Origin of the sequence: Chryseolinea sp. H1M3-3 (assembly GCF_029360725.1) — a bacterium.
In the GTDB taxonomy this organism is placed as follows: Bacteria; Bacteroidota; Bacteroidia; order Cytophagales; family Cyclobacteriaceae; genus Chryseolinea.
Window position 1 is genome coordinate 134,045 of sequence record NZ_JARKMY010000010.1, and the last position, 20,960, is coordinate 155,004.

General features: G+C 40.5%; 22 protein-coding genes. 6 read left to right on the forward strand and 16 right to left on the reverse strand.

Annotated features, from left to right (window positions below):
* Window position 1: 1 nt before the first annotated feature.
* The 5 genes from P2W71_RS17480 to P2W71_RS17500 all read right to left on the reverse strand — a co-directional run bounded on the left by P2W71_RS17480 (window position 2) and on the right by P2W71_RS17500 (window position 6,645).
* On the reverse strand, window positions 2-1,222 hold the full coding sequence (locus P2W71_RS17480) for an MFS transporter (protein WP_276372599.1): 1,221 nt from the start codon (window positions 1,220-1,222) through the stop codon (window positions 2-4).
* Window positions 1,210-4,005 carry a TonB-dependent receptor gene (locus P2W71_RS17485; protein ID WP_276372600.1) on the reverse strand — a complete coding sequence of 932 codons (2,796 nt, stop codon included), beginning with the start codon at window positions 4,003-4,005 and terminating at the stop codon, window positions 1,210-1,212. Before P2W71_RS17485 ends, P2W71_RS17480 begins: the two co-directional genes overlap by 13 nt.
* Before the next feature lie 37 nt (window positions 4,006-4,042).
* A complete protein-coding gene (locus P2W71_RS17490; RefSeq protein ID WP_276372601.1) occupies window positions 4,043-4,615 on the reverse strand; it encodes a peroxidase-related enzyme in 573 nt (190 codons plus the stop codon).
* A gap of 551 nt (window positions 4,616-5,166) precedes the next feature.
* Complete coding sequence (locus P2W71_RS17495) at window positions 5,167-5,709, reverse strand: hypothetical protein (RefSeq protein WP_276372602.1); 543 nt, start codon at window positions 5,707-5,709, stop codon at window positions 5,167-5,169.
* A gap of 324 nt (window positions 5,710-6,033) precedes the next feature.
* Window positions 6,034-6,645, reverse strand: coding sequence for a cadmium resistance transporter (locus tag P2W71_RS17500; RefSeq protein WP_276372603.1), 612 nt, complete (start codon window positions 6,643-6,645; stop codon window positions 6,034-6,036).
* A 115-nt stretch (window positions 6,646-6,760) separates the two neighbouring features.
* Here P2W71_RS17500 and P2W71_RS17505 point away from each other — a divergent pair, with 115 nt between their 5' ends.
* The 4 genes from P2W71_RS17505 (at window position 6,761) to P2W71_RS17520 (ending at window position 9,443) form a co-directional block, all read left to right on the forward strand.
* Entirely contained in the window at window positions 6,761-7,255 is a 495-nt protein-coding gene (locus P2W71_RS17505; RefSeq protein WP_276372604.1) for a GNAT family N-acetyltransferase, read from the forward strand.
* Between the two features lie 59 nt (window positions 7,256-7,314).
* Complete coding sequence (locus P2W71_RS17510; protein ID WP_276372605.1) at window positions 7,315-7,827, forward strand: sigma-70 family RNA polymerase sigma factor; 513 nt, start codon at window positions 7,315-7,317, stop codon at window positions 7,825-7,827.
* 66 nt (window positions 7,828-7,893) lie between these two features.
* Entirely contained in the window at window positions 7,894-8,442 is a 549-nt protein-coding gene (locus P2W71_RS17515) for a sigma-70 family RNA polymerase sigma factor (protein WP_276372606.1), read from the forward strand.
* Between the two features lie 50 nt (window positions 8,443-8,492).
* A complete protein-coding gene (locus tag P2W71_RS17520; protein WP_276372607.1) occupies window positions 8,493-9,443 on the forward strand; it encodes a phosphatase in 951 nt (316 codons plus the stop codon).
* Between the two features lie 440 nt (window positions 9,444-9,883).
* On the opposite strand, the gene P2W71_RS17525 is transcribed toward P2W71_RS17520, so the two are convergent.
* The 10 genes from P2W71_RS17525 to P2W71_RS17570 form a co-directional block, all read right to left on the reverse strand.
* Window positions 9,884-10,456: a sigma-70 family RNA polymerase sigma factor gene (locus P2W71_RS17525; RefSeq protein WP_276372608.1), complete on the reverse strand. Its 573-nt coding sequence runs from the start codon at window positions 10,454-10,456 to the stop codon at window positions 9,884-9,886.
* Window positions 10,453-11,604 (reverse strand): MFS transporter, encoded by a 1,152-nt coding sequence (locus P2W71_RS17530; protein ID WP_276372609.1) that lies wholly within the window; start codon window positions 11,602-11,604, stop codon window positions 10,453-10,455. Before P2W71_RS17530 ends, P2W71_RS17525 begins: the two co-directional genes overlap by 4 nt.
* On the reverse strand, window positions 11,605-12,948 hold the full coding sequence (locus P2W71_RS17535) for an NAD(P)-binding domain-containing protein (protein WP_276372610.1): 1,344 nt from the start codon (window positions 12,946-12,948) through the stop codon (window positions 11,605-11,607). It abuts the gene before it with no gap.
* 70 nt (window positions 12,949-13,018) lie between these two features.
* On the reverse strand, window positions 13,019-13,480 hold the full coding sequence (locus P2W71_RS17540) for a DoxX family protein (RefSeq protein WP_276372611.1): 462 nt from the start codon (window positions 13,478-13,480) through the stop codon (window positions 13,019-13,021).
* Between the two features lie 17 nt (window positions 13,481-13,497).
* Window positions 13,498-13,851: a nuclear transport factor 2 family protein gene (locus P2W71_RS17545; protein WP_276372612.1), complete on the reverse strand. Its 354-nt coding sequence runs from the start codon at window positions 13,849-13,851 to the stop codon at window positions 13,498-13,500.
* A 93-nt stretch (window positions 13,852-13,944) separates the two neighbouring features.
* Window positions 13,945-14,523 (reverse strand): Crp/Fnr family transcriptional regulator, encoded by a 579-nt coding sequence (locus P2W71_RS17550; RefSeq protein WP_276372613.1) that lies wholly within the window; start codon window positions 14,521-14,523, stop codon window positions 13,945-13,947.
* A gap of 206 nt (window positions 14,524-14,729) precedes the next feature.
* Window positions 14,730-15,311, reverse strand: a complete 582-nt coding sequence (locus tag P2W71_RS17555; protein WP_276372614.1) for an HPP family protein — start codon at window positions 15,309-15,311, stop codon at window positions 14,730-14,732.
* A 141-nt stretch (window positions 15,312-15,452) separates the two neighbouring features.
* Window positions 15,453-15,899 carry a nuclear transport factor 2 family protein gene (locus P2W71_RS17560; RefSeq protein ID WP_276372615.1) on the reverse strand — a complete coding sequence of 149 codons (447 nt, stop codon included), beginning with the start codon at window positions 15,897-15,899 and terminating at the stop codon, window positions 15,453-15,455.
* Between the two features lie 112 nt (window positions 15,900-16,011).
* Window positions 16,012-17,160 carry a Gfo/Idh/MocA family oxidoreductase gene (locus P2W71_RS17565; protein WP_276372616.1) on the reverse strand — a complete coding sequence of 383 codons (1,149 nt, stop codon included), beginning with the start codon at window positions 17,158-17,160 and terminating at the stop codon, window positions 16,012-16,014.
* Window positions 17,161-17,636: 476 nt separating this feature from the next.
* Window positions 17,637-17,912 (reverse strand): hypothetical protein, encoded by a 276-nt coding sequence (locus P2W71_RS17570; RefSeq protein ID WP_346659966.1) that lies wholly within the window; start codon window positions 17,910-17,912, stop codon window positions 17,637-17,639.
* A gap of 405 nt (window positions 17,913-18,317) precedes the next feature.
* Here P2W71_RS17570 and P2W71_RS17575 point away from each other — a divergent pair, with 405 nt between their 5' ends.
* Both P2W71_RS17575 and P2W71_RS17580 read left to right on the forward strand, forming a co-directional pair.
* The gene (locus P2W71_RS17575) at window positions 18,318-18,728 is read left to right on the forward strand and encodes a hypothetical protein (protein WP_276372618.1); all 411 of its coding nucleotides are present in this window, start codon (window positions 18,318-18,320) and stop codon (window positions 18,726-18,728) included.
* 16 nt (window positions 18,729-18,744) lie between these two features.
* Window positions 18,745-19,572 (forward strand): MBL fold metallo-hydrolase, encoded by an 828-nt coding sequence (locus P2W71_RS17580; RefSeq protein ID WP_346659967.1) that lies wholly within the window; start codon window positions 18,745-18,747, stop codon window positions 19,570-19,572.
* A gap of 85 nt (window positions 19,573-19,657) precedes the next feature.
* Here the strand turns inward: P2W71_RS17580 and P2W71_RS17585 are convergent, their stop codons facing one another.
* Window positions 19,658-20,950 carry an adenylate/guanylate cyclase domain-containing protein gene (locus P2W71_RS17585; protein ID WP_276372620.1) on the reverse strand — a complete coding sequence of 431 codons (1,293 nt, stop codon included), beginning with the start codon at window positions 20,948-20,950 and terminating at the stop codon, window positions 19,658-19,660.
* Window positions 20,951-20,960 lie beyond the last annotated feature (10 nt).

The window sequence follows — 20,960 nt, forward strand, 5'->3', positions numbered from 1 at the left end:
CTTATTTAGAAGTTTTATCTTTTGCGAAATATAATGTTACAAAGCCAATGACAAACACCGTTGAGAATGTGAGTATGGTATTACCATATCCGCCCAAAGCAATGACCAGCGCGCCTACAAAAAACACAGCCACTGCGGTAACTAGCCTTCCTACATTGAAACAAATCCCGGTTGCCGTTGCACGAATGTGTACAGGAAATAGTTGTGGTATATATATCGATAACAGCCCCTGGCTTATACCAAAAAATAACGCTAAGGCTGCTGTTTCAATATAAATGAGTTTTGAGAAGGATGTGTTTAACTTAAATAATAAAATGGCCATACAACCACATCCTAAAAAGCAAAGCATCATCGCTTTTCGAACACCTAACGCATTGGATATCCATCCAGAAAAAAAACCACCACTCAATCCGCCAGCACCGAGTAACATCATCGTCAAACCTCTTTCTGACTGCCCATCAGAATCCGTTAATAGACTTTGAACCCAGGTTGGCAACCAGGAAAAAATCGCCCACAGGCCGATAAGCATCGTACCAAAAATCACAGCCCCTTTAAATAAATCTGATTTGACATCTTCAGTAAATTTCACGTCCATGGATGCCGATGATTTTTTTGATTCCCGCCAGCGCTCCGATTCTTTCAACAACCATATGGAAAGAATTGAAATCGAAAAAGGAATAAAACCCATGAGAAAAGCTTGCCGCCAGTCGGAAACTATATAGTTAGTAAGTCCTGCAGAAAATACGCCGATAGGAAATCCGATTGAAACTATTCCGATCATGATTGATCTCGAACGTTTGGGCCAGATCTCCGACAAAAATGTGGCTGAGATTACAAGCACGCCGCCGACCCCAAAACCAGAAATCAGTCTTAATACAACTACCTGCTCCCAAGTGGAAGCAAAATGAATCAGGCCGGTGAATAGTCCATAACAACCCATGCACAACGTCAGGGCTTTCGCTCTTCCGATTTTATCACTGATCATTCCCCATGAAAAACCTCCCAGCGCCCAGCCCACCAGAAATAATGCGTTGATGTATGCACTAACATAATTCAGTTCGGCTCCCACATCACCCAACAGTGTTTTAACGACGACCGGCAAATAGACTGACATCAAGGTGGAGATCGTTCCTCCGAGAATGTTGCCTAAAAAACAAATTCCAAAAGTGATCCACAGGTAAACACTGATCTTTTCAGTGTTTACCTGATCTACAGCAGCCATTTCCAAGTTGGTCTGTATCTTCGTAAGAATTGGTCGAAAGTGAAACTGACATAATATAACGCTCCGATAGAAGGTGAGCCATAAGCCTGAAACACTTGCTTGTTGAATACATTGTTAGCGCCTAGCTTTACAACGGATTTGATAGACGGCAGCTTGTAACTTACCTGCGCATCTACAATGGAATAAGCATCAATTCTTCCCGGTCTTAATTCAGCAAATGAACCAACCCAGTCAAATGCATCTTGCCAGCGCCATGCTACATTGAAGCCGATATTCTCATAAACGTCACTGTTACCAAATGTAACCGCGGTTCTGAACTTTGGGGTGTTGAACGCAGGAACATTATTCGGATTAGCATCTTTAATATCAAATTCAGCCCACGTGCCATTTGCGCCTAAAGAAAATCCATGCGAAAATAAATAGGTAATGCCCAGTGTCGCGCCTTGTGCAGAAACCTCGTCCTCCGCATTGGTATAAAGCTGATAGGCCTGCACATTTCCATTCAAAATATCACCTGCCGCTGCGGGATTAATTGTACCATCGCCGGCGAGAACGGAACTCTGAGGTTTTAATACTACGGTATTTAAAATAAAATCGGTATAGTTGCTTGTATAATAATTTGCATCGATCAATAATTTGTTAAACAACAAACTTTTATACCCAATCTCAAAGGTCTTGATTTGCTCTGGTTTGATATAGGGAACACTAGATTTCTGAAGCAGTTCTTTATTGTTCATAATAGCCTGATCAGGAGGAGTTCCACTTCCAACAGCAGCGCCAAAGGCTCCACCGAACGCACCCACAGAAGATGCAGTGAAAGAATTTTCATAGACATCCATCCCTCTACTATTATTCGGAACACCACCTAAAATTGTAATAGGGCCTGCATTAAGTTTAATGTATTGATCTACGGGTGTAGGATTTCTGAATCCTGTCTGATATGAGGTTCTGAAATTGTGCAGCTTTGCTATTGTTACAACGGCTGAGGCACGCGGTGTCATACGACCTTTGAAGTTTTCATTTTTATCGTACCTGTCAGAAATGGTCAGCTTCAACTTATCATTGAATAACCTTTTAGAGACTTGAAGGAAAACACCGCCTTCCTTAATGGTAATTTTTTGATCTCGGTCATCGAACAATGTTCCATTTGTAAACATGTCGTACATCCGGTAATTTCCACCCGCCTGCAAATCAAATATTTTTATGAAACGACTAAAGTCGTACTGTCCCTCAACATGATAAAACTTACTGTTGCTAAAAACTCCGGCGCCATTCAGCCCATCGATATTGACCAACCTTTCTTTTTCTGCTTCATAGGCAGTAGAACCCGGCAAATATCTGCCATCATCCGCAAAAGCTCTGGCAGCAGCGTGATTTGCAGCAGTTATACCACCGATATTTCCAGCATATGCTTCGATGTACCTGGTAAACCACATATTATCGGCTTGATTTGCTGGTACAATATTTCCATTCAGGTCACGCACCCACGTTCTGTTGATTTGTTGACCCAAAGCTCTGGCGTTGTAAGAGTCGTGCGAGTTTTCAACGACAGAATAGGCCCTGAGAAAATAATTACTTCCTTTCAACTCTAATCTATGCTGTTGCAAAACAAAATTATTGAGTGAGAATCGATTACTGCCGGTATAGGAAGCTTTACCTCTTCCAACGTTGTATCCATAAACTAATTCCATATTCTCGTTGATACGATAATGCAATGCAGCGTTTAGTTTCAAACTGTTGACATCGTAATCCATGAGTTCACGTTCTTCATAGCCCGTTCGTGAAACCCGGCCTATTCCATTCAACGTGCGGGCTACTTCATCACCATATATATTCAGGGCATTTCTTCCAGGATTGCTATCACCCCGTTGTTCAACAGGAGTTTGACCATCGATGTCTACATAATTTGTAGCGTACCAATCTAACCCAGTTAAATATGCGGCGTTAATTTTAAAAGCAAAACGATTGTTGAATGCTTTAGCGTATCGAACAGCAACGTCATATACGCCATGTGGATTTGCATATTCTTCATTAATGTGATTAACACCGGCTTTGGCTTGAACACTTAACCCTTGATACAGGAAAGGATCTTTTGTCCGCATCATGAGCACGCCGTTAAAAGCAACGGGGCCATATAATGCGGAGGCAGAACCTGGGATAAGTTCAGCACTTTCCATATCCAGGTCAGAAGAACCAAAGAGATTTCCTACGGCAAAATTTAACCCGGGTGTTTGATTGTCGACGCCGTCCACCAGTTGCAGAAAACGCGCGTTACCAGTGCTATTAAACCCACGTGCGTTAATCTGTTTATACGTTAAACTACTGGTGACCATTTCAACACCTTTCAAATTTTGGAGGCCATCATAAAAATTTATTGATGGTGTTTCCCGAATTGCTTTCGTGTCCAGCTTTTCAATACTGACGGGAGATTCTAAAATACTTTCTTCTACGCGCGATGCAGAAAAAACTACTTCATTCATAATTTCCGTGGCCGGAGAAAGGGCCATGGATATTGGATTGGTATCGCTTACTTCCAACTCTTGTTTTTCATAACCAACAACTGAAACAATAATTGTTAACGGTAGCTTTACTACGGTAGTTAAGTTGAATGCACCATTTGAGCCTGTTACCGTTCCGGTTAGTTTTCCTTTGATGATAATGTTAGCACCAGGTATAACTTCTTTCGTTTCAGCGTCAGTAATGGTACCTGAAATTTCAATATTTTGCGCGAATGAAATCCTGAAGAGTGCAAATACAAAGACAAATAGTAAAATTCTTTTCATAGAGTATAGGTTGGTCGGTTTAAGTTGGTTTGATTTTTTAAGAATGCGTCTTCTTTTTCAGATGATCGTAACCTTGTGGCAAGCGTGTATACCCATGGTTAACGATTCGATCAGCAAGCCCTTTGTAAAATGCAGGATCTTGAGGTGCTACAGTGGAAAGGCCATCAACATAACGGTTGTAAAGACAAAATAAGGCAGCGATTAAAACCGTATCATGGATTTCCATATCTGTTGCGCCTGCTTGCTTGGCGCGTTGAATAGAAGCCTCCGTAACATGTTTACCGCTTTGTTGCACTTGACGCGCAATGGTCAGAAGGGCCTTCATCTTTTCGCTTACAGGAGCGCTTTCGATATCCTGTTTTATTTTAGCGGCGGTGTCACTTTCTCCCAGCAATAAATCTGCAGCCGCTGTGTGTGCAGTTGTACAAAATCTACATTCATTGTTGTGTGAAACGATCGTAGCAATAAGTTCGCGTTCACCTTCCGTTAACGTAGAGGGACCACGCAACAGAAGTTGAGTTAATTCACGAATAGGCTGAGCAGAATCTTTTCGGTATTCGAGCAACCCGGTAATTCCCGGAAGGTGCTCTTCAACTGATATATAAGGCATAAGTCAATAAATTGTTAGAGGTGGAATTTAGAAACGGGATCCGCTGGTAACCCAAACCTTTAGCCAGCGGACCGTTTCATTTTTATCAAGTGATCAGAGACATCCGATCTTGAGATGTTGGAGGTTGATCAGGATCCACTGGCAACCCAAATACCAGCGGGTCCTTTTCAAAAGTGAATGAATAAGTGAGATTTCCATCGATGATGGAGTTGAGTTTGAAATTGTCCATCAGCAAACCCAAATGCTGATGGACTTATTCCAATCTCAAGAGCCCATTCTAAAAAGAACAATTACTATGAATGATGATGAGGTTTAAAAGCAATGAGCTTAACCCAAAGCCTCACTACGTTTAGCAGAACGATCGGAATCCAACTGACAAACCCAAACACATGTCAGTTGTCATTTCCTACTACTAACAACCTGATCAAACATCGACGGAGTACAGCTTCAATTGTGTTTCATTGTCAAGACCATGAGGGTAATGATTTGAAACATGAATACTTTCTCAAAATCGTGAACCGAATGTTCTGTCAGAATAGCGTTCTTAGCAATTAACCGCGTTCAGGCGGATGAATAATGGAGGGATAAAAAGAAGATTTTAAAACACTACAAGAAGATTCTTTGACAACGTCCGTTTCCCATCCTGCAGTAAGATGTTGAACTGTGAAGGATTGGGGGATATAGTCCTTAATAAACGAGATTACAATTTTAGAACTTGAGTGATTATCGACGGGCTTATCCGTAAATGTTTTAACAAAGCTAGTCATCGCATCGTCAATACGCTTGTTCTGATGGTCTTTTACACAGACAACATAGAGGGTATCGCTAGACAATTTTTGTTTAACAAGCCGATAGAATTCGCCGTTGTGTTCGAATTTTCCATCTACGCGTTCGAAGCCTTCCGACTCCATTGCGTAAGGAATTGAAATAGGGATCTTAATGGTGACGGTCTCTGAATCTGAATAGTTATTCTCATCAAGTCGCTGAAGCATATCCTGATCATTCTTATACTGAAGACCGAGAAACACGCCGTAATATCCCATCACGTTCAAGAGAAGCAGGATAGTAAACGCTATAGAGAAAAGTTGTCTCAAGGTTTTGGATCGGTAAAATGCTCTACCAAACTAAAGAGAAAATAATTAAAATTCAAAAAAGGATTAGCAACTGTAATAGCTTGGATAGCTTGATTCGAAATAAAAAAGCCGTTTCGGGCCATTTCGAATGAGGAATTTCTGGATATTGGTACTCCAAGATTTTTTTATCTCCTGCTTGGAAGGCCCTCAAAAAATTCCTGTGTGTGCGGTTTGTGCCTCTTTTAATTATCAGGTTTTGTTCTGCATTCTAAAGCCTTTATACCGTCGCGATTATTCTAAAATCTAGGGATACAGAACTGAGGCAAGGGAAAATCAGAATAAAAATTATTTATAAAAAATCAGACTAAATGTATCACTCTCGTACATGATGTAAAGACCCAGAAATATAAAAACTACCGGCGTTACAATGTGGCCGTACTTTTCGACTGATCCTTTGATCATGGGATGCTTGCTTAAGTAATGGGCGATCAAACACCAAAGTCCTGTCATCATTAAAAATATAACCGACATGGCGATTTTGTCGCTGATCGCGAGGGTGGCAAAAAGCGGAATATAAATACTGATGTTATCTCCGCCGTTCGCGATTGTTACACCCGCCACTGAAACTGCTTGTGTATAATCGGCCGCCATATCATTTTGTAATTTGCTTCCCACGTCGGATGTTTCCGCACCTTCTTGTTTTAATAAGCGCATCGTTCCCTTTATCCCGATATAAACTGGAATCAAGCCCAATAAACCGATGTATTTAACATCAATGACAAGACCTATGAATGAACCGACAAAACTTAAAGCGACTAGCAGGATAATTCCAAGATATTGACCTATGACGATATATTTTACTTTGAATTTGGGATTGCTAAAAAACAGCGTGAGGATAAATATGTCATCAATATTGGTGGTTGCAAAAGCAATGACACTGGCTAGAAATATTTCCATAAGTACAAAATCAAAAATACCAATTGCCTTTTGCTTTTAGCCTAACTTGCCTACTAATAATCCGTTTCATTCGCGGTAAGTCATGTCACAATTATAATTTCAAATGAGGAAATGAATGAACATCGAAATAAGAAATTTTGAAGAAAAAGATTGGCCTGTCGTGGCAGACATCTACCGGCTCGGACTTCTTACACGGAACGCTTCTTTTGAAACAGAAGCTCCAGATTTCGACAACTGGATCAAAAAATTTTATCCACAGTTGCTTTGGGTTTCTAAACGCCAAAGTAATGTTGTCGGGTGGGCCGGACTTATGCCTGTTTCTGCACGTCACGTTTATCGGGGTGTCGTAGGAGTTTCGATTTATATACACCCTGAATCTAACGGTATGGGAATCGGAAAATTAATGATGAATCATTTAATTGACGAAAGCGAAAAGGCTGGTATCTGGACTTTGTACGCTTCAATTTTTCCAGAGAATATCGCCAGCTGTAAACTTCATTCATCTGCCGGTTTCAGACTTATTGGGTATCGCGAACGTATTGCGCAGCTGGATGGAAAATGGCGCAACACTTTAATTTATGAAAGAAGAAGTCAAACTGTTGGAATTTAAATGAACCGCTTTCGAAACTTCTTTTTTAGTATATCGTAATATTACGATATAAGATCATCATGACAGACGCTCAGGTCAGCATATTTCATAGGGAACTTAAAGAGTTTGTTTACAAACGCGTAAAGGATAAAGCATTAGCGGACGACATCGTCCATGACGTTTATCTGAAAGCGCGAAGAAATGGCAACCAACTAAAAGATGATAATAAGTTAGTGGCATGGCTTTACCAAATTGCACGCAATAGCATTATTGATCATTATCGCCAAGCGTCAAAAACCATAGAAGTATCAACTATTGATTGGGCAAATGATAGTTCGAATTATAACGAATGTGCTGCAAATTGTTTAAAAGCACTAATCCCTTCACTTCCGGAAAAATATCGGGTGCCTTTTCAGCTTTCCGATATTGACAATCTATCACAAACTACCTTAGCAAAACAACTGGGAATATCATATTCCGGCGTCAAATCGAGAGTCCAACGCGCCAGAAAGATGCTGAAAGAAAAACTAAATAAAATGTTAATCATCAAAACCGATGCTTACGGAAATGTGATCGTTTGTAAAGACCGTTGACATCAAAAAAATCACAAAACTTGCGTCATTTTAGCTTGTTTTCCGTCTGATAAAAAATATCGAAGCATGGAAACAGATGCCTTACTAACGTGGAATCACATTCAGAAGGAACTAAGGGATTTCATTTATCGAAAAGTAAAAGATAAAGCACTGGCCGCAGACCTGGTCCAGGAGGTTTTCATAAAGGTTCAAACTAACCTTCCACAATTAAAGGATAAATCAAAATTATCCGCGTGGATCTACCGCATCACCCGACACGTGGTGATGGATCATTTTAGAAAACGTGCCACTCTTATTCAGCCTGTAGATATCAATTGGGAAAGTTCACAACATGAATTCAATGATTGTGTAGCCCATTGTCTCAATGTGTTGTTAGAAACGTTACCAAAGAAATACGGCGATGCACTTAAGCTTACGGAACTTGAAAACCTATCGCAATATGAAGTTGCTGAACGATTGAATATTTCCTACTCAGGTGCAAGATCTCGTGTGCAGCGTGCACGTAAACTTTTAAAGGAAAAAGTAGAAGCGCTTTATATAATCAAAGTTGATGCATACGGAAACATTATCATGTGTGAAAATCGAATTCCATGTTGCTGTAAGAAGGAATGTTAGTGTTGCGTCAATTTTAACCGTTTTCCGTCAAACGGTTAAATTCACATAACATGAAAAAGATATTTTTTGTATTCGGATTCCTGTTTGCATACTCCTACTTGAATGCTCAATCTGACCAGTATGTAAGGCCCTTATCACCTTCCAGGGGACACTATAAAGATCTCGCTGCATATGATCCCAAAAGTCAAGGGGAAGAAATTGACAAACAAAAATTTCCATTGAATGCTGCGGCTGCCGAACGGGCCCGTAACCTCAAACCTTATTACTTACAAGACGTTGATTTAAGCGATTTTAAAATACCTAACCCTCCCGCAAATAGTTCAGAACAAACCCGCGCGGAGATAAATTATTTACTAAAACTTCAACAACAACGATCAGAAGGATCGATTGAAAGCAGTCTTCATATGGCCGGTGTTTTCTATAACGTTCGTATAAAAGCCGAGGATTCATTATACAGCATCTTTCGTCGGAATCTATTTTTTGTCGGGCGCTCCATAGGAACATGGTTTAATCCGCAAGACCTTCCATTAACTGCCGATCTTATTGCCAACGTTTGGCGCGATGCAAGTTATTTTATTTGGGGATACAAGTATAAATATTTGCGGGTTCGTCCTTATATTCTTGAACCGTCGATCAACAATTTAGAAAACACCAATTGGGCCGCCTATCCCAGCGGTCATGCGGCGAACTCCTATATTAACGCTTATATCTATCAGGAACTTGCGCCAGAATTTACCGACGTGTTTTTAAAAGACGCTTACGATATGGCGCACTCCCGCGAAATCATCGGCGTCCACTATCCGTCCGATGCTGAAGCATCCAGGATTTTAGCACGGCAGGTTGTGAACAAGCTTTTTCAAAATAAAAAATTCTTGAATGATTTTGAAAAAGTTAAAGAGGAGTGGCATAAAAAAGCGCGAGAAATTTTTGCCAGACCTCAATTAACAGAGCAAGTAAAAATCAAATCAACGCCATCATCATGTGCCAAGACATGTCAGTAACTTCATGTGTTGAAAGTTGTACGAGTGCATTAACTTGCACTTGTACAACTATTCTTATTTTATTACTTATTGCAGCAGGCGGAACCATCTACGGGTTGCGCGCAACAAGCGCCGCCATTCTCTTCTGCCGATTGACTTGGCGAACAACAGGCAGTCGTCTCTTTTTTTGGCGTACAACAAGATCCTGAGTTCGCTGTACTGTGTTGATTGGGTTGACTTCCGATCTGGAACTTAGTTACCATTGGAAGGTTCAGTGTTTGAGTCTCCATAATCTATGCATTTAGTTTTGTTTTAAATTACTCGTACCGTCACACTGGATTGTAAAATTTTTTAACACCGGTGCAACGGAATCAACTTGCGATCAGCCCTTCGGTGAATCCTGATCTCAATGTTAAAGACGAATAAATCTTAAAATGATGCAGCCTGGAGGAAAAAATAAGTCAATCTTCTGAACAGAGGCCGCAAGAATTTGCACATGAATTTTTTGAACGACTTTCTATAATATTTCCCCGTATATCTGTTTCAATATGACAACATTCAAGGAACAGCTCCTTTAATCGTTCACGACCGCGCTGTACCCGTGAACGCAAAGATGAATAAGGCATGTTATATTTTACGGCCAGGTCTTTCTGCTTAATGCCGTTGAGTTCCGCATCGATTACAATGTGCTTATAATCATCCGGCAACAAATCAATCATACCATGGAGACATTGATCAAGTCCTTTTGTTGGATCGCTTGATTCTTCCTCAAACAGATTTAAAGCCGTGCCTTCGTCCCATGACAGATTTTTTTTTGAGGCATTGACCCGATAATAATCAATAATCGCATTTCTGGTAACCGTAAACAACCAATGTTGAATGTGATGCTTCTCTGCGAGTGTATTAACGTTCGATGCTATTTTAGCGAATACACTTTGAAGAATGTCCTTTGCATCCTCCTTGGACCGAATTTTACTACTGATATAGTTTAGTAGCGATTGTCGAAATTGATTGTATACCATTCCTACTTTCATATCATCAATTGCTTAAATGCCTTATTTGTGACGTTCGCGTAATACAAAAATAATACAGCCATAAGAACAGTCCCGCTCAGCAATACGGTAATAATAAAATCCGATTCCAATAACAACCCGCCCGTTAACGTTCCTAAGGCAGCACCGATATCACGCCAGGTCGCATTTTCGGATACTGCGTCAAGGGAATGCTTTCCCTTCGCTGAGGCAGCTCCGGGCGTCAAAGCCGATAGAATGCTGTAAAATGCAAAGACGACAATAGCTCCAAGTTCGATAAACCCCGCTGTAAGAAAAGTCATTCCTGCGAGAACCATTACAACCGAAATCACAAATACTTTTTCAAGGCCATACTTATCGGCAATCCACCCACCAAATGGTGAGAATGTGATCAAACAAATTCGTCTGTATCCCAAGTAAGACGCTGCAAGTATACTAGCTGACAATATCGAAATGCTGTCATTGTATTTTAAAAACAACATACCTAACGTTACCACCACTATTCCTTCTACTAAGATTGCCGAACAGAATGTTAAGAGATTAAAAGTAGATGGAATTTTTACAAATCGTTTAAAGGTAAAGGGCGTTGTTTCACTAAACTTTTGCGGAAGGCGAAATGCGAAGTAAAGTCCTGGCAAGGAGGCTATAGCCAGAATATAAAATATTATTTGCGTGTCCAATTGAAATAAGAGCGGTGGTGCAACGATTAATGTAATCATTGGTCCTGCTTCCTGAACACTTTTACTTAAGCCCAACGAAAACCCTTGACGCTCGTGATCCAACGAATATGAAATTGCGCTGATGCGAAGCACCGAATACGAAAGTCCCCAACTTATTCTAAATAAAACCCAGGTAAAAATTCCCGTGGCAAATCCATATCCGGCAGTTGAAATGATGGCAACTGCTACTCCGATAATTGTAATTGAACGAAAACCAAATGTGGCGCATGCACGCGCGATTAACGCATTTGTGAAGATTCGTGCGAACCTGTTGATGGAAAGTAGAATTCCAATCCATGCGACAGACATTCCCAATCGTTCACCATGAAGGGGCAAAAATGGATATAAGAAAGCGTCGCCAAAGCTGGCAAATGCTAAAGCAAGTGCTGAAAATATCGGAGCTTGAAATGTAGAATTCGTTTTACTATTCATTTATGAACAACACGAAACCTGTCGCGCATCATTTTTTTTATTTACACGTTGCTTTGATCGCGTAGCGCCACAACACGAATTATTTTCAAAATCGGTACTGCAAACACCGGTTTCGGGTAGCTCAAGTTCCACTTTCTGTGCTCCTTCCATATCCCCACTAATTGCAGCAACAATAGAACGTACTTGTTCATATCCAGTTGCCATCAGAAACGTGGGCGCTCGTCCATAACTTTTTGATCCTGCAATATAAAAATCCTTATCGGGATGGCGTAACTCTTTTTCGCCGTGAGGTCTCACCGTTCCACAACTGTGAATATTTGGATCGATGAGCTCAGCAATTTCCAAAACACTTTCTAACCCTGGGTCTATGCTTAACCTGACTTCCCGAAGAAACGAGAAGTCCGGCCTTGAACCTGTGCCACTTATAATTTCATCCATGGGTGGCAACATTTTTTGTTCATCCAATTGGTACCCTATAACTGCAAGTTTGTTATTACGAGATAAAATCTGCTGAATTTGAAACGGCGTGTACACGTTCACTTTTTCCTCCAGCACCAAGTTTTCAATTTGCACCCCCAGCGCGCCACGGGCTGCCAATGCATCCTGATCTTTTCCTCCATATACACGATTTAAATCTTTGCGCAGTACCCAGTGAATTTCTGTATTCGGATATTTGTTCTTGAGTTTATCTAACTCAAGAATAGCTTGAATAGAAGTATGTCCACTGCCTACAACCAGTACATTTTTGTTTTTATACCGCTCAGCATACCTACCCATAACGTCAGGGATACCATAGAATATTTTATCGCCGTTTTCAATTTCACCCGCCGCGTAAGTTCCTCCTGAACCGATTGGATTGGGATTTGACCAAGTGCCACTGGTATCAATAATTGCCTTTGCTTCGTATTGTTTTATCAGCTTTTCATCGTGCAACACCTGAATTACAAAGGGCAATGCTTCCCTGCCAGATGTTTTCATCTTATCAAGATTTTTTCTGCCTACGGACACAACGCGACTATCCAAGTGAAGAAAGGGTTTTATGTGTACTGTTTCAGAAAGTGGTTTCAGATATTTCGAATAAATTTCTTCTCCAGTAGGAAGCAATCCTTCTTCTGGGCTCACCCAACCGTGGGCAGAAAGTAATTCACGCGCCGCCTTATCGATGTTATACTTCCAAGGGGAAAATATCCGAACATGTTTCCAGGTAAGTACATTTGATGCCACCGTCTTGCCTGCCTCAAATAAAATAAAAGGCTGATTTCTTAAAGTCAGGTGAGCGGCCGCCGCTAATCCCACAGGTCCTGCGCCAATGATTGCCACAGGGAGGTTTTGTAATGTTTCCATCTCTTTTGTTTGTCATAAAGACGATGGGATTTTAAAAAGACGCAAAGTATTTTTAGAAATTCTTTCCATCCTAACGGATCAAAGGGCTGAATCTAGGAAGCTTTCGAAGAAGCAGGAGATCCATAGAGTAAACCCCAGGGCCATTTAGCACAATCACACCAGACAATGCAATCATCAACAAATGATATTCAATGCCCTCTCCTCCTTGATTATTCGACCAATCCATAAAAAATCCAAATTGCCCATGCATGGTAACAATGGCGCCAAGCATAATCAGAATAATAGCAGTACTTAATAAGCGACTGAATAATCCAGCGAGAAGCGCGATCATCCCTATGCTTTCTGTCAAAATAATTAGAAATGCGAAAATGTATGGTAGTCCGAATGTTTGGGTAAAGAATCCCACGGTTCCTTCAAAACCATAACCCCCAAACCAGCCTAATAATTTTTGAGCGCCATGTGCCCCGACTACTGCAGCTGAAATTATTCTTACTAGCAATAAGGTAATGTCGATTGTGTTTCCTGTCTTCATAATTCGTTTTATCTTAATTAATTGCCATAGAAAAATTGTTCTTTGATGATTTGTCCATCCTGCCAATGCTGAACTGAAACCTGGGTGTAGTTTTTCTCTCCCCATTCCTTGTGTGTATAATCATAACTCCAGATTACGAAAGAGAGATTTCCGTTTGCAGCTACCCCCTTAACTGAAGCATTTCTGAATTCAGAAACATTACTTAAAAATTCAAGTTCGCGTTTTCGATTCGCCACTTTACCGACCACGGGGGGATTGGCATTTTCCTGCATTTGTACATCCTCATGATAAAATTTTTCAAAGGCTTCCATTAATTTCCCACTGGTTACTAATGCGTTTAATTCTTTAATTTTTTGATCGATTGTCTCCATTGTTTTGTGTTTTTGTTACACACAAAATTGAATGACGTTAACTTCCTACACATTGACTTAGCGCAAGAAAGACTATTGATCTAAATCAAGAACTTATTTTGATACCTGATTTCTGCGAATGCGGCTGATTGTTTCGGGAGATAAACCAAGGTACGATGCTATTTGGCTTTGGGGAACACGTTGTTCGATAGAAGGATATCTGGAGATAAAGTCAAGGTATTGTTCTTCCGCTGTTTGGCTAATAGAAGCAAGAATTCTCCTTTGATGGGCTACAAACGCATTTTGCAGGAGCTTCAAAAAGAATCGATTGAACTTTGGAACTTGATCATAAAGCCGGTCCAGATCTGATTTTTCGATTGAAAAAACTTCACTATCTTCTAATGCATCAATGTGCTGGGTGGCAGGTGTGTTGGTAAGAAAACTGTATAAATCTGAAATCCACCAACCTTCTAAACCAAACATCGCTATATGTTCCTGTCCTTGTGCGTCAACAGTATAGGCACGCAGACATCCCTTCGTTACAAAATTTTCATATTGATTGATATCGCCAGCCTGAAGTAAATACTGACGTTTCCGAATCCTTCGATGCTTCAACACAGAAATGAACAATGACGTTTCTTCCCTTGTCAAGTGAATGTGTTTCGAGACATTGGAAAGAATAAGATCGTACATAATACAATATCATGATATTGTACAAATTAGAAAGGCAACTTTAATAAATCAAGGAGATTGAAATCCGGAATTCACAGTCCGGTTGTTTTTGTCAATAAAATCGGCCATGGTTCCATGGGATAAAAACGAGTGGTGAGTTTAATAAAATTGAAACCTGCAGAAGTTTTTGCGTATGTATCAAGGATTTAGACAAACTTGTCTTCTGGTTATTTTTTATACCGCTTCCAAACCTGGTACCAATTTTTGTTTGAAGGATAATCCCGATGATCAGTCAGGTTATTAAACACTAACGCTACGCATAGTAGGATTAGCACCCCTGTTAGCACCGGACTTAGCACATATAAATATCCTAAGCTTTGAATTTTTTCTGAGCCCAGATTGGCAATCAGCGCAGTAGCCCCTCCCGGAGGATGTAATGTTTTGGTAATTTGCATCAAGACAATTGCAAGCGACACAGATATTGCACAAGAAAGCCACAACTCATGGGGTATGATTTTATGGATGGTAACTCCAACAACCGCACTGATAAGATGACCTCCGATTAAATTTCTCGGTTGTGAAAATGGACTGTTTATTATGCCATAAATCAGTACGGAGGAAGCGCCGAAAGACCCGATTAAAAACATATTGTCATGCGCTTTTAAATGTCTGCTGTTTAGCAATCCGATAAGTCCAATACCTGTGAATGAACCTAAAAACGTAAAGAGATGCTCCTTGTAGTCAATTAATGTTTCCCTGTAAACAATGTAGCGCACCCTGCGAAAATGCTTTTTGATTTTCTTTTTCATTAACCCTTAATATTTCGGGGCGCAAAGATATTTTGTCGGAAAATAAAAACGCCTCCGTATAAATACAGAAGCGCTGGATTTTGTCTGTTAGATCGACGAAAGTACCATCTTACCCGTCAAACCACTTTCCTGAAAAATATTTTAAACTTTTGGAGGGACTTTAGCAGCCTGTCTTGCCAATAATTTCCATTCACCGTTTTGTTTCTGCCAAACCATGAGGATTAATATATCGACTTTTCCTGGAACATTGCTGTTGTTGGTATCCGAAGTTAACCGGTGCCTTACAATTGCATCATTTCCCACAATCCGAATGGTTTGATTAGAAAAAGTAAGATTATCTAAGAAGACTGTTTTCTTTGTCAAAAATTGATTAACAAACTCAGATCTGTTTTCTACCAGACCATTGGAATGCCCATAACTTAACTCTTCGGCCGCCAGACCCTCGAGTGTAGTTTTATCTGCGGCAATCATTGCCTTACGAAGTTTTTCAACCGCGGCGGCGACCGCTTTCTCGTCTGCTGTTTGTGCCATTAATAATGTAGAACTCACAAGGCAACATACAAAAAGGGAAAGAATTAATTTCATCATAGGGATAGTTTTGTTTAGCTAAAAATAGTGATTCATTTTCTTTCCCCACAATTATGCTTTAAAAGTAAGAACGGTTTTATACGAACTATCCCTTTCGTGTGTGTTGGAGGCTTTATTCTTCAGTTAATGGTATGCGATTACCGGTCTCCATAGCCTGGTAAATTGCTTGCAATATTTTCACATCTTGCCTGCCCATTTCCCCAGGCACAGGCGTAGGTCTGTTATTCAGGATAGCCAGCGCAAAATCGTCCATTTGCCGAGCCTGCTGATTCACTTGCGGAAAGTCCATTTTCCCACTACTGGTTCTGCCCTTAATGCCGGTGTATTCATAGGCTGGGGACAATTCAAACCACCCTTTATTGGCTTCAGCTCTTAAGAGGTTAAACTCTTCGCTGTAGCTGGTTTTGCATTCGGCAATTAACCCATCCGGAAATTCCATTTGCCAGGTTAACGATTCCTCAATTTCTCTGAACTTCCGGTCATCTTTCTTTACTTCCTGTTGCGCCCTAACGGCAATCGGTTCCATGCCTGTGGTATAACGTGCGCCCTGAACGCAATAGATCCCTACATCCATCAACGGTCCTCCCCCTGCAAGCTGTTTATCCAAGCGCCATCCTTCCACTTCACTCAATCCATTTTCAGCGACCATCTTAGAAATACCGCCAAATATTTTTTGCTGGCCCAATCGCATCATCTCCTGGTTATGTGGTTCAAAATGCAATCGGTATCCAATTGATAATAACCGATCGGCTTTTTTACAAGCTGCAATCATTTCATCACACTCGTCAACGGTTAGCGCCATTGGCTTTTCGCAAATAACATGCTTGCCAGCTTCAGCCGCACGTATTACATATTCACGATGAAGGGCGTTGGGCAGAACAACATACACGATGTCGATATCAGGATTGTTTTTGATGTCATCAAAGTTTATGTAGTTATAAATATTCGTCGTTGGAATGTCATATTTTTTTTGCCATCTGTCTGCCTTTTCAATTGTACCGGTCACCACCCCTGCGAGATAACAGTACTTTGTTTGGCTCAACGCTGGCGCTAGCTGTTCCGTACTATATTTACCAAGACCGACCAGTGCAATTCCTAGTCTTTTATTCTTTTTTGTTTCCATTATTTGAAGGTCGTTTTTATCGGCGGTTTTTTTATTATGACATGATGATATGGCAGGTGAAAAGAGAACTCCTAAGCCAATTTTACTTGCAACGTCTGAAATAAATATTCTCCTGGTGTAACGTTTAGGGACTTTCATAACATTTCTTAAACACAACTTAGCTGAGATTGTTCAGATTCTAACGGTTATCGTTTAAGAACCAGTGAATAAAAAGTATACGCGAACGGTACTTTTTGTTATTCAATTTGGCGCTACAGTCTTAATCCATTTAATTCGGCAAGAAGTCTTTTTCTTATGCCCATAGTCAAAGAAGTTTTCCCGTTCTTTGATCTCACAAAGTATCATTCATAAAAATTGAAACGAAAATAAAAAGAGCTCTTTCAAATTTTCGGCATATCCGATTAGGGCTAAGAAGGTTTATTAGGATATATGCTAACGTAAATGTCAGCGGTTTTGCAAAATTTGCACTTTCAAAATCTGAACAAGAAAATATCCCTGGAGGGAGACTGATTTTGACACCGTAATTTAGATTTAGAAGCTATTTTAAATTAGGGGTATATCATAAACTTAATTACTTAATAATGAAGATCGAGTTGAAAGGGAAGTAAAGGCAATCAATATATTCCGGCAGCCATCTGATCGATCACCAGCTTACTTCCCTTTTTCAAATCAAACATGCTGTTCTGCCATCTTCCGGCATTCTTCAGCGCAGGCCGAGCACTCTTCAGCGCACTCCTGACAATGGTCCACATCATGCATTTCACATTCCCGTGCGCAGGCGTCACAGATATCCGCACATACACTACACAGCAAAGCCGCGTGGCTTCCTCCAATAGACATGAGTTCAGCCGCAGACCGGCATACGGAAGCACATTCGCGATCGAGCTCAATACATCGTGTCATCATTTTTACATCTTCTTCTTTTAAGCATTCCGTTGCACAGTGTTCGCAGGCAATAGCACACGCTATGCATGCGTCAATACAGGTTTCAAATTTTTCGTGACTCATAAACTGAAAGGTTAATGTTGATCTTGAACTGTGGTATTCACAGGCAAAAGTGAGATCAATAATTGTACCCCGACCAGTCAGATTTTAAACCATGACGTAGCTGAAAATATTTGGCTAGACCACGTTTGCCGATATTTAAAAAGTGCTTACAGGGAAAATCGGCCCCAACACTGGTGCACCTGCTACACAATTATTTCTTAAAGCAAGAAAACTAGCCATCCATTGAAATATTGATTCTATGCTTGTCTATTGAACGGGATATTACTTACTTAGCGACCAGAATTCATATGCACAAATTTCCTATTACTGAATATAAAAAATTTACTGACCTTCCTTTTGATAAATTCAATACGCTTAAATTTTCAGTTTATATACTTGACTTCGATTGGAATTACCGTTTTGTAAATGATTTTGCAGAAAAAAATTTAGGCGCAAGAGGAAAAGATCTGGTCGGTAAAAATATGTGGACCGAATTTCCGGAACTTGCTGTGGATCCATCATTTAATCTTTTAAGAAAGAATACGGAACAAAAAATTACAACCAATATCATCGTTACATCTCCGATTAATGGAAAACGTCTGAATATCACAGGTTATCAATTGGAGGACTGTTATTATTTTTCAGCATCCATATTACCAGACAAGGAAGATTTACTCGACGAATTAAGAAATGAGTTAGGGAAATATAAGAACTTATAACTGTATGGGTTTATTCATGGCCTCCTTAAATTCAGGCAGTAACGGAAATTGTTATTATGTAGGTAATGACCGTGAAGGCATCTTGGTGGACGCGGGAATCTCGGGCACGGAAACGGATAAAAGGATGAGGCGAATTGGCCTTGTCCCGGAGAAACTAAAAGCGGTTTTTATTACGCACGAACACGGCGACCATATTAAAGGGTTACGGTCTATTGTTAAAAGATTTAAGGTTCCTGTCTTCATTACTAGTAATACATTAGAACGAGGACGCCTTAAATTGAAGGAACCCTATATAAAACATTTTACACCTTTCGAACCTGTTCGTATTGGTAACCTTTCCATCATACCTTTTCCGAAATATCACGACGCATGCGACCCGCATAGCTTCGTTGTGACCTGCAATCAGGTCAGCGTTGGAATCTTCACTGACATTGGGCTGGCGTGCAAAAATGTTATCCGCCATTTTAAACAATGTCATGCGGCATTTCTTGAGGCAAACTATGATGAGGAAATGTTAGACCGTGGCAACTATTCTTATGTTTTAAAAAACCGCATCCGCGGCGGCCGTGGGCATTTGTCAAATAAACAAGCGTTGCAATTATTTTTGGAACACAGGCCACCCTTTATGAGTCATTTGTTTTTATCACATCTCTCAGAAAATAATAATCGACCCGAACTCGTAAAAAATCTTTTTACGCCTTGTGCCGGAAAAACGGAGATTATTGTCGCCTCCAGATACGAGGAAACACCGGTCTACAGCATTGACAAGCGTTACGGCTATGCTAGCCGCCCTTTCACTTCGAAAATCGTAAGACCCAATCACCAGCTATCGCTTTTCCAATAGCCTTCCCGCCCGGTTGGGTGGAAGCAGATTAGCCATTTGGTTATTAGCGTTTTCGATTTCCGAAATACCACGCCGGGTTGAAACATCAACTTACACTGTAAATTTCAACAGGCGTTCCAATTCCGCGAAGCGGTTCTTCACCTAGAAATTTGATATCCATTTTCCCTTTCACAATCTGATGAAATACCTGTCCCGAGATGAGCAATTGTGTGCGATATTTCTTGTTCAATTGTTCAATTCGTGATGCAATAATGACAGGCGAGCCACTAATTGAGAATTGTTTACGGCTTTCATTCCCAATGTTGCCACTCACAACGAGGCCGCTATGCAAGCCAATTCCGATGGTCGTCGGGGGAATTATCTTTTGTGTGGATGCCTCCTGGACCTGCTTTAAAATTTTCAGACTTGCTTGAAAAGCCATGTCTGCGTGAAGTACGTTTTCGCCCGGCGATCCAAAGCAGGCCATAAGACCATCGCCCAATATTTGAAATACCACACCTTGATGTTGATTAATAATATCGATGACTGGGCCTAAAAATTTGTTTTGATAATCGATAACTTCTTCTGGCGTGTGCGTGTCAGCAAAAGCCGTGAAGTTCCGAACATCAAGAAACATGACTGTTGCTTCATTCCCCTTAGTGACGCCTTTTTCTTTTAACAATGCTTTCGACACTTCCTTAGATACTTGTTGTTCGAACAACAATTCCAACTCATTCTTCTTTTCCTGAAAATCGATAGTACTGGTGATTCGGTTTTTTAATTCGCGGGATACAAAAGCTGCTGCGGCTCCTGAAAATACCAATACAACGGCACGAATATAGTGCGAGTTCTCCGGCGTCGAGCTTGCGTACAATGCATCATAGTCTACATAATTGAATCCATAGTACACCAGAAAGGCATATTGCATGGCAGCAAATACACCGGCAAAAATATTTACCTTAAAATCCAGGTGTAAAATGGACAAGATGATAAACACAAAATATGTCAGGCTCACCGGGGAATCAATAAAAGAAAGCATTCGCAACTCACTCATCATATAAAAGATAATCGTTGTTGGAAAACTGATTTCGATCATGGTGTGGATGAACTTGTAAATAAACGTCGTGCCCGAATTGCGCCTTAGCTTTATCTTCAGGTATTGCAGAACGAGGGACTGATAAAGCAGAAACACGACGATAAAGACTACGAGGGTTAAGAACGTATTTACCCCGCCATAAAACTTTACAACTGAATCGCGAAGCAGAAAAAAATTTACGACTGCAATAACCAAAATCAGGGAAAACAAAGAGATTAAAAGATAAGAGCGCTGAAATTCACTCCTGACTTCTTCCAGTTTAAGGTTAGAAATTGCTTCAGAAAAAAATCTTTTAACACGCATTTGCCCGTTA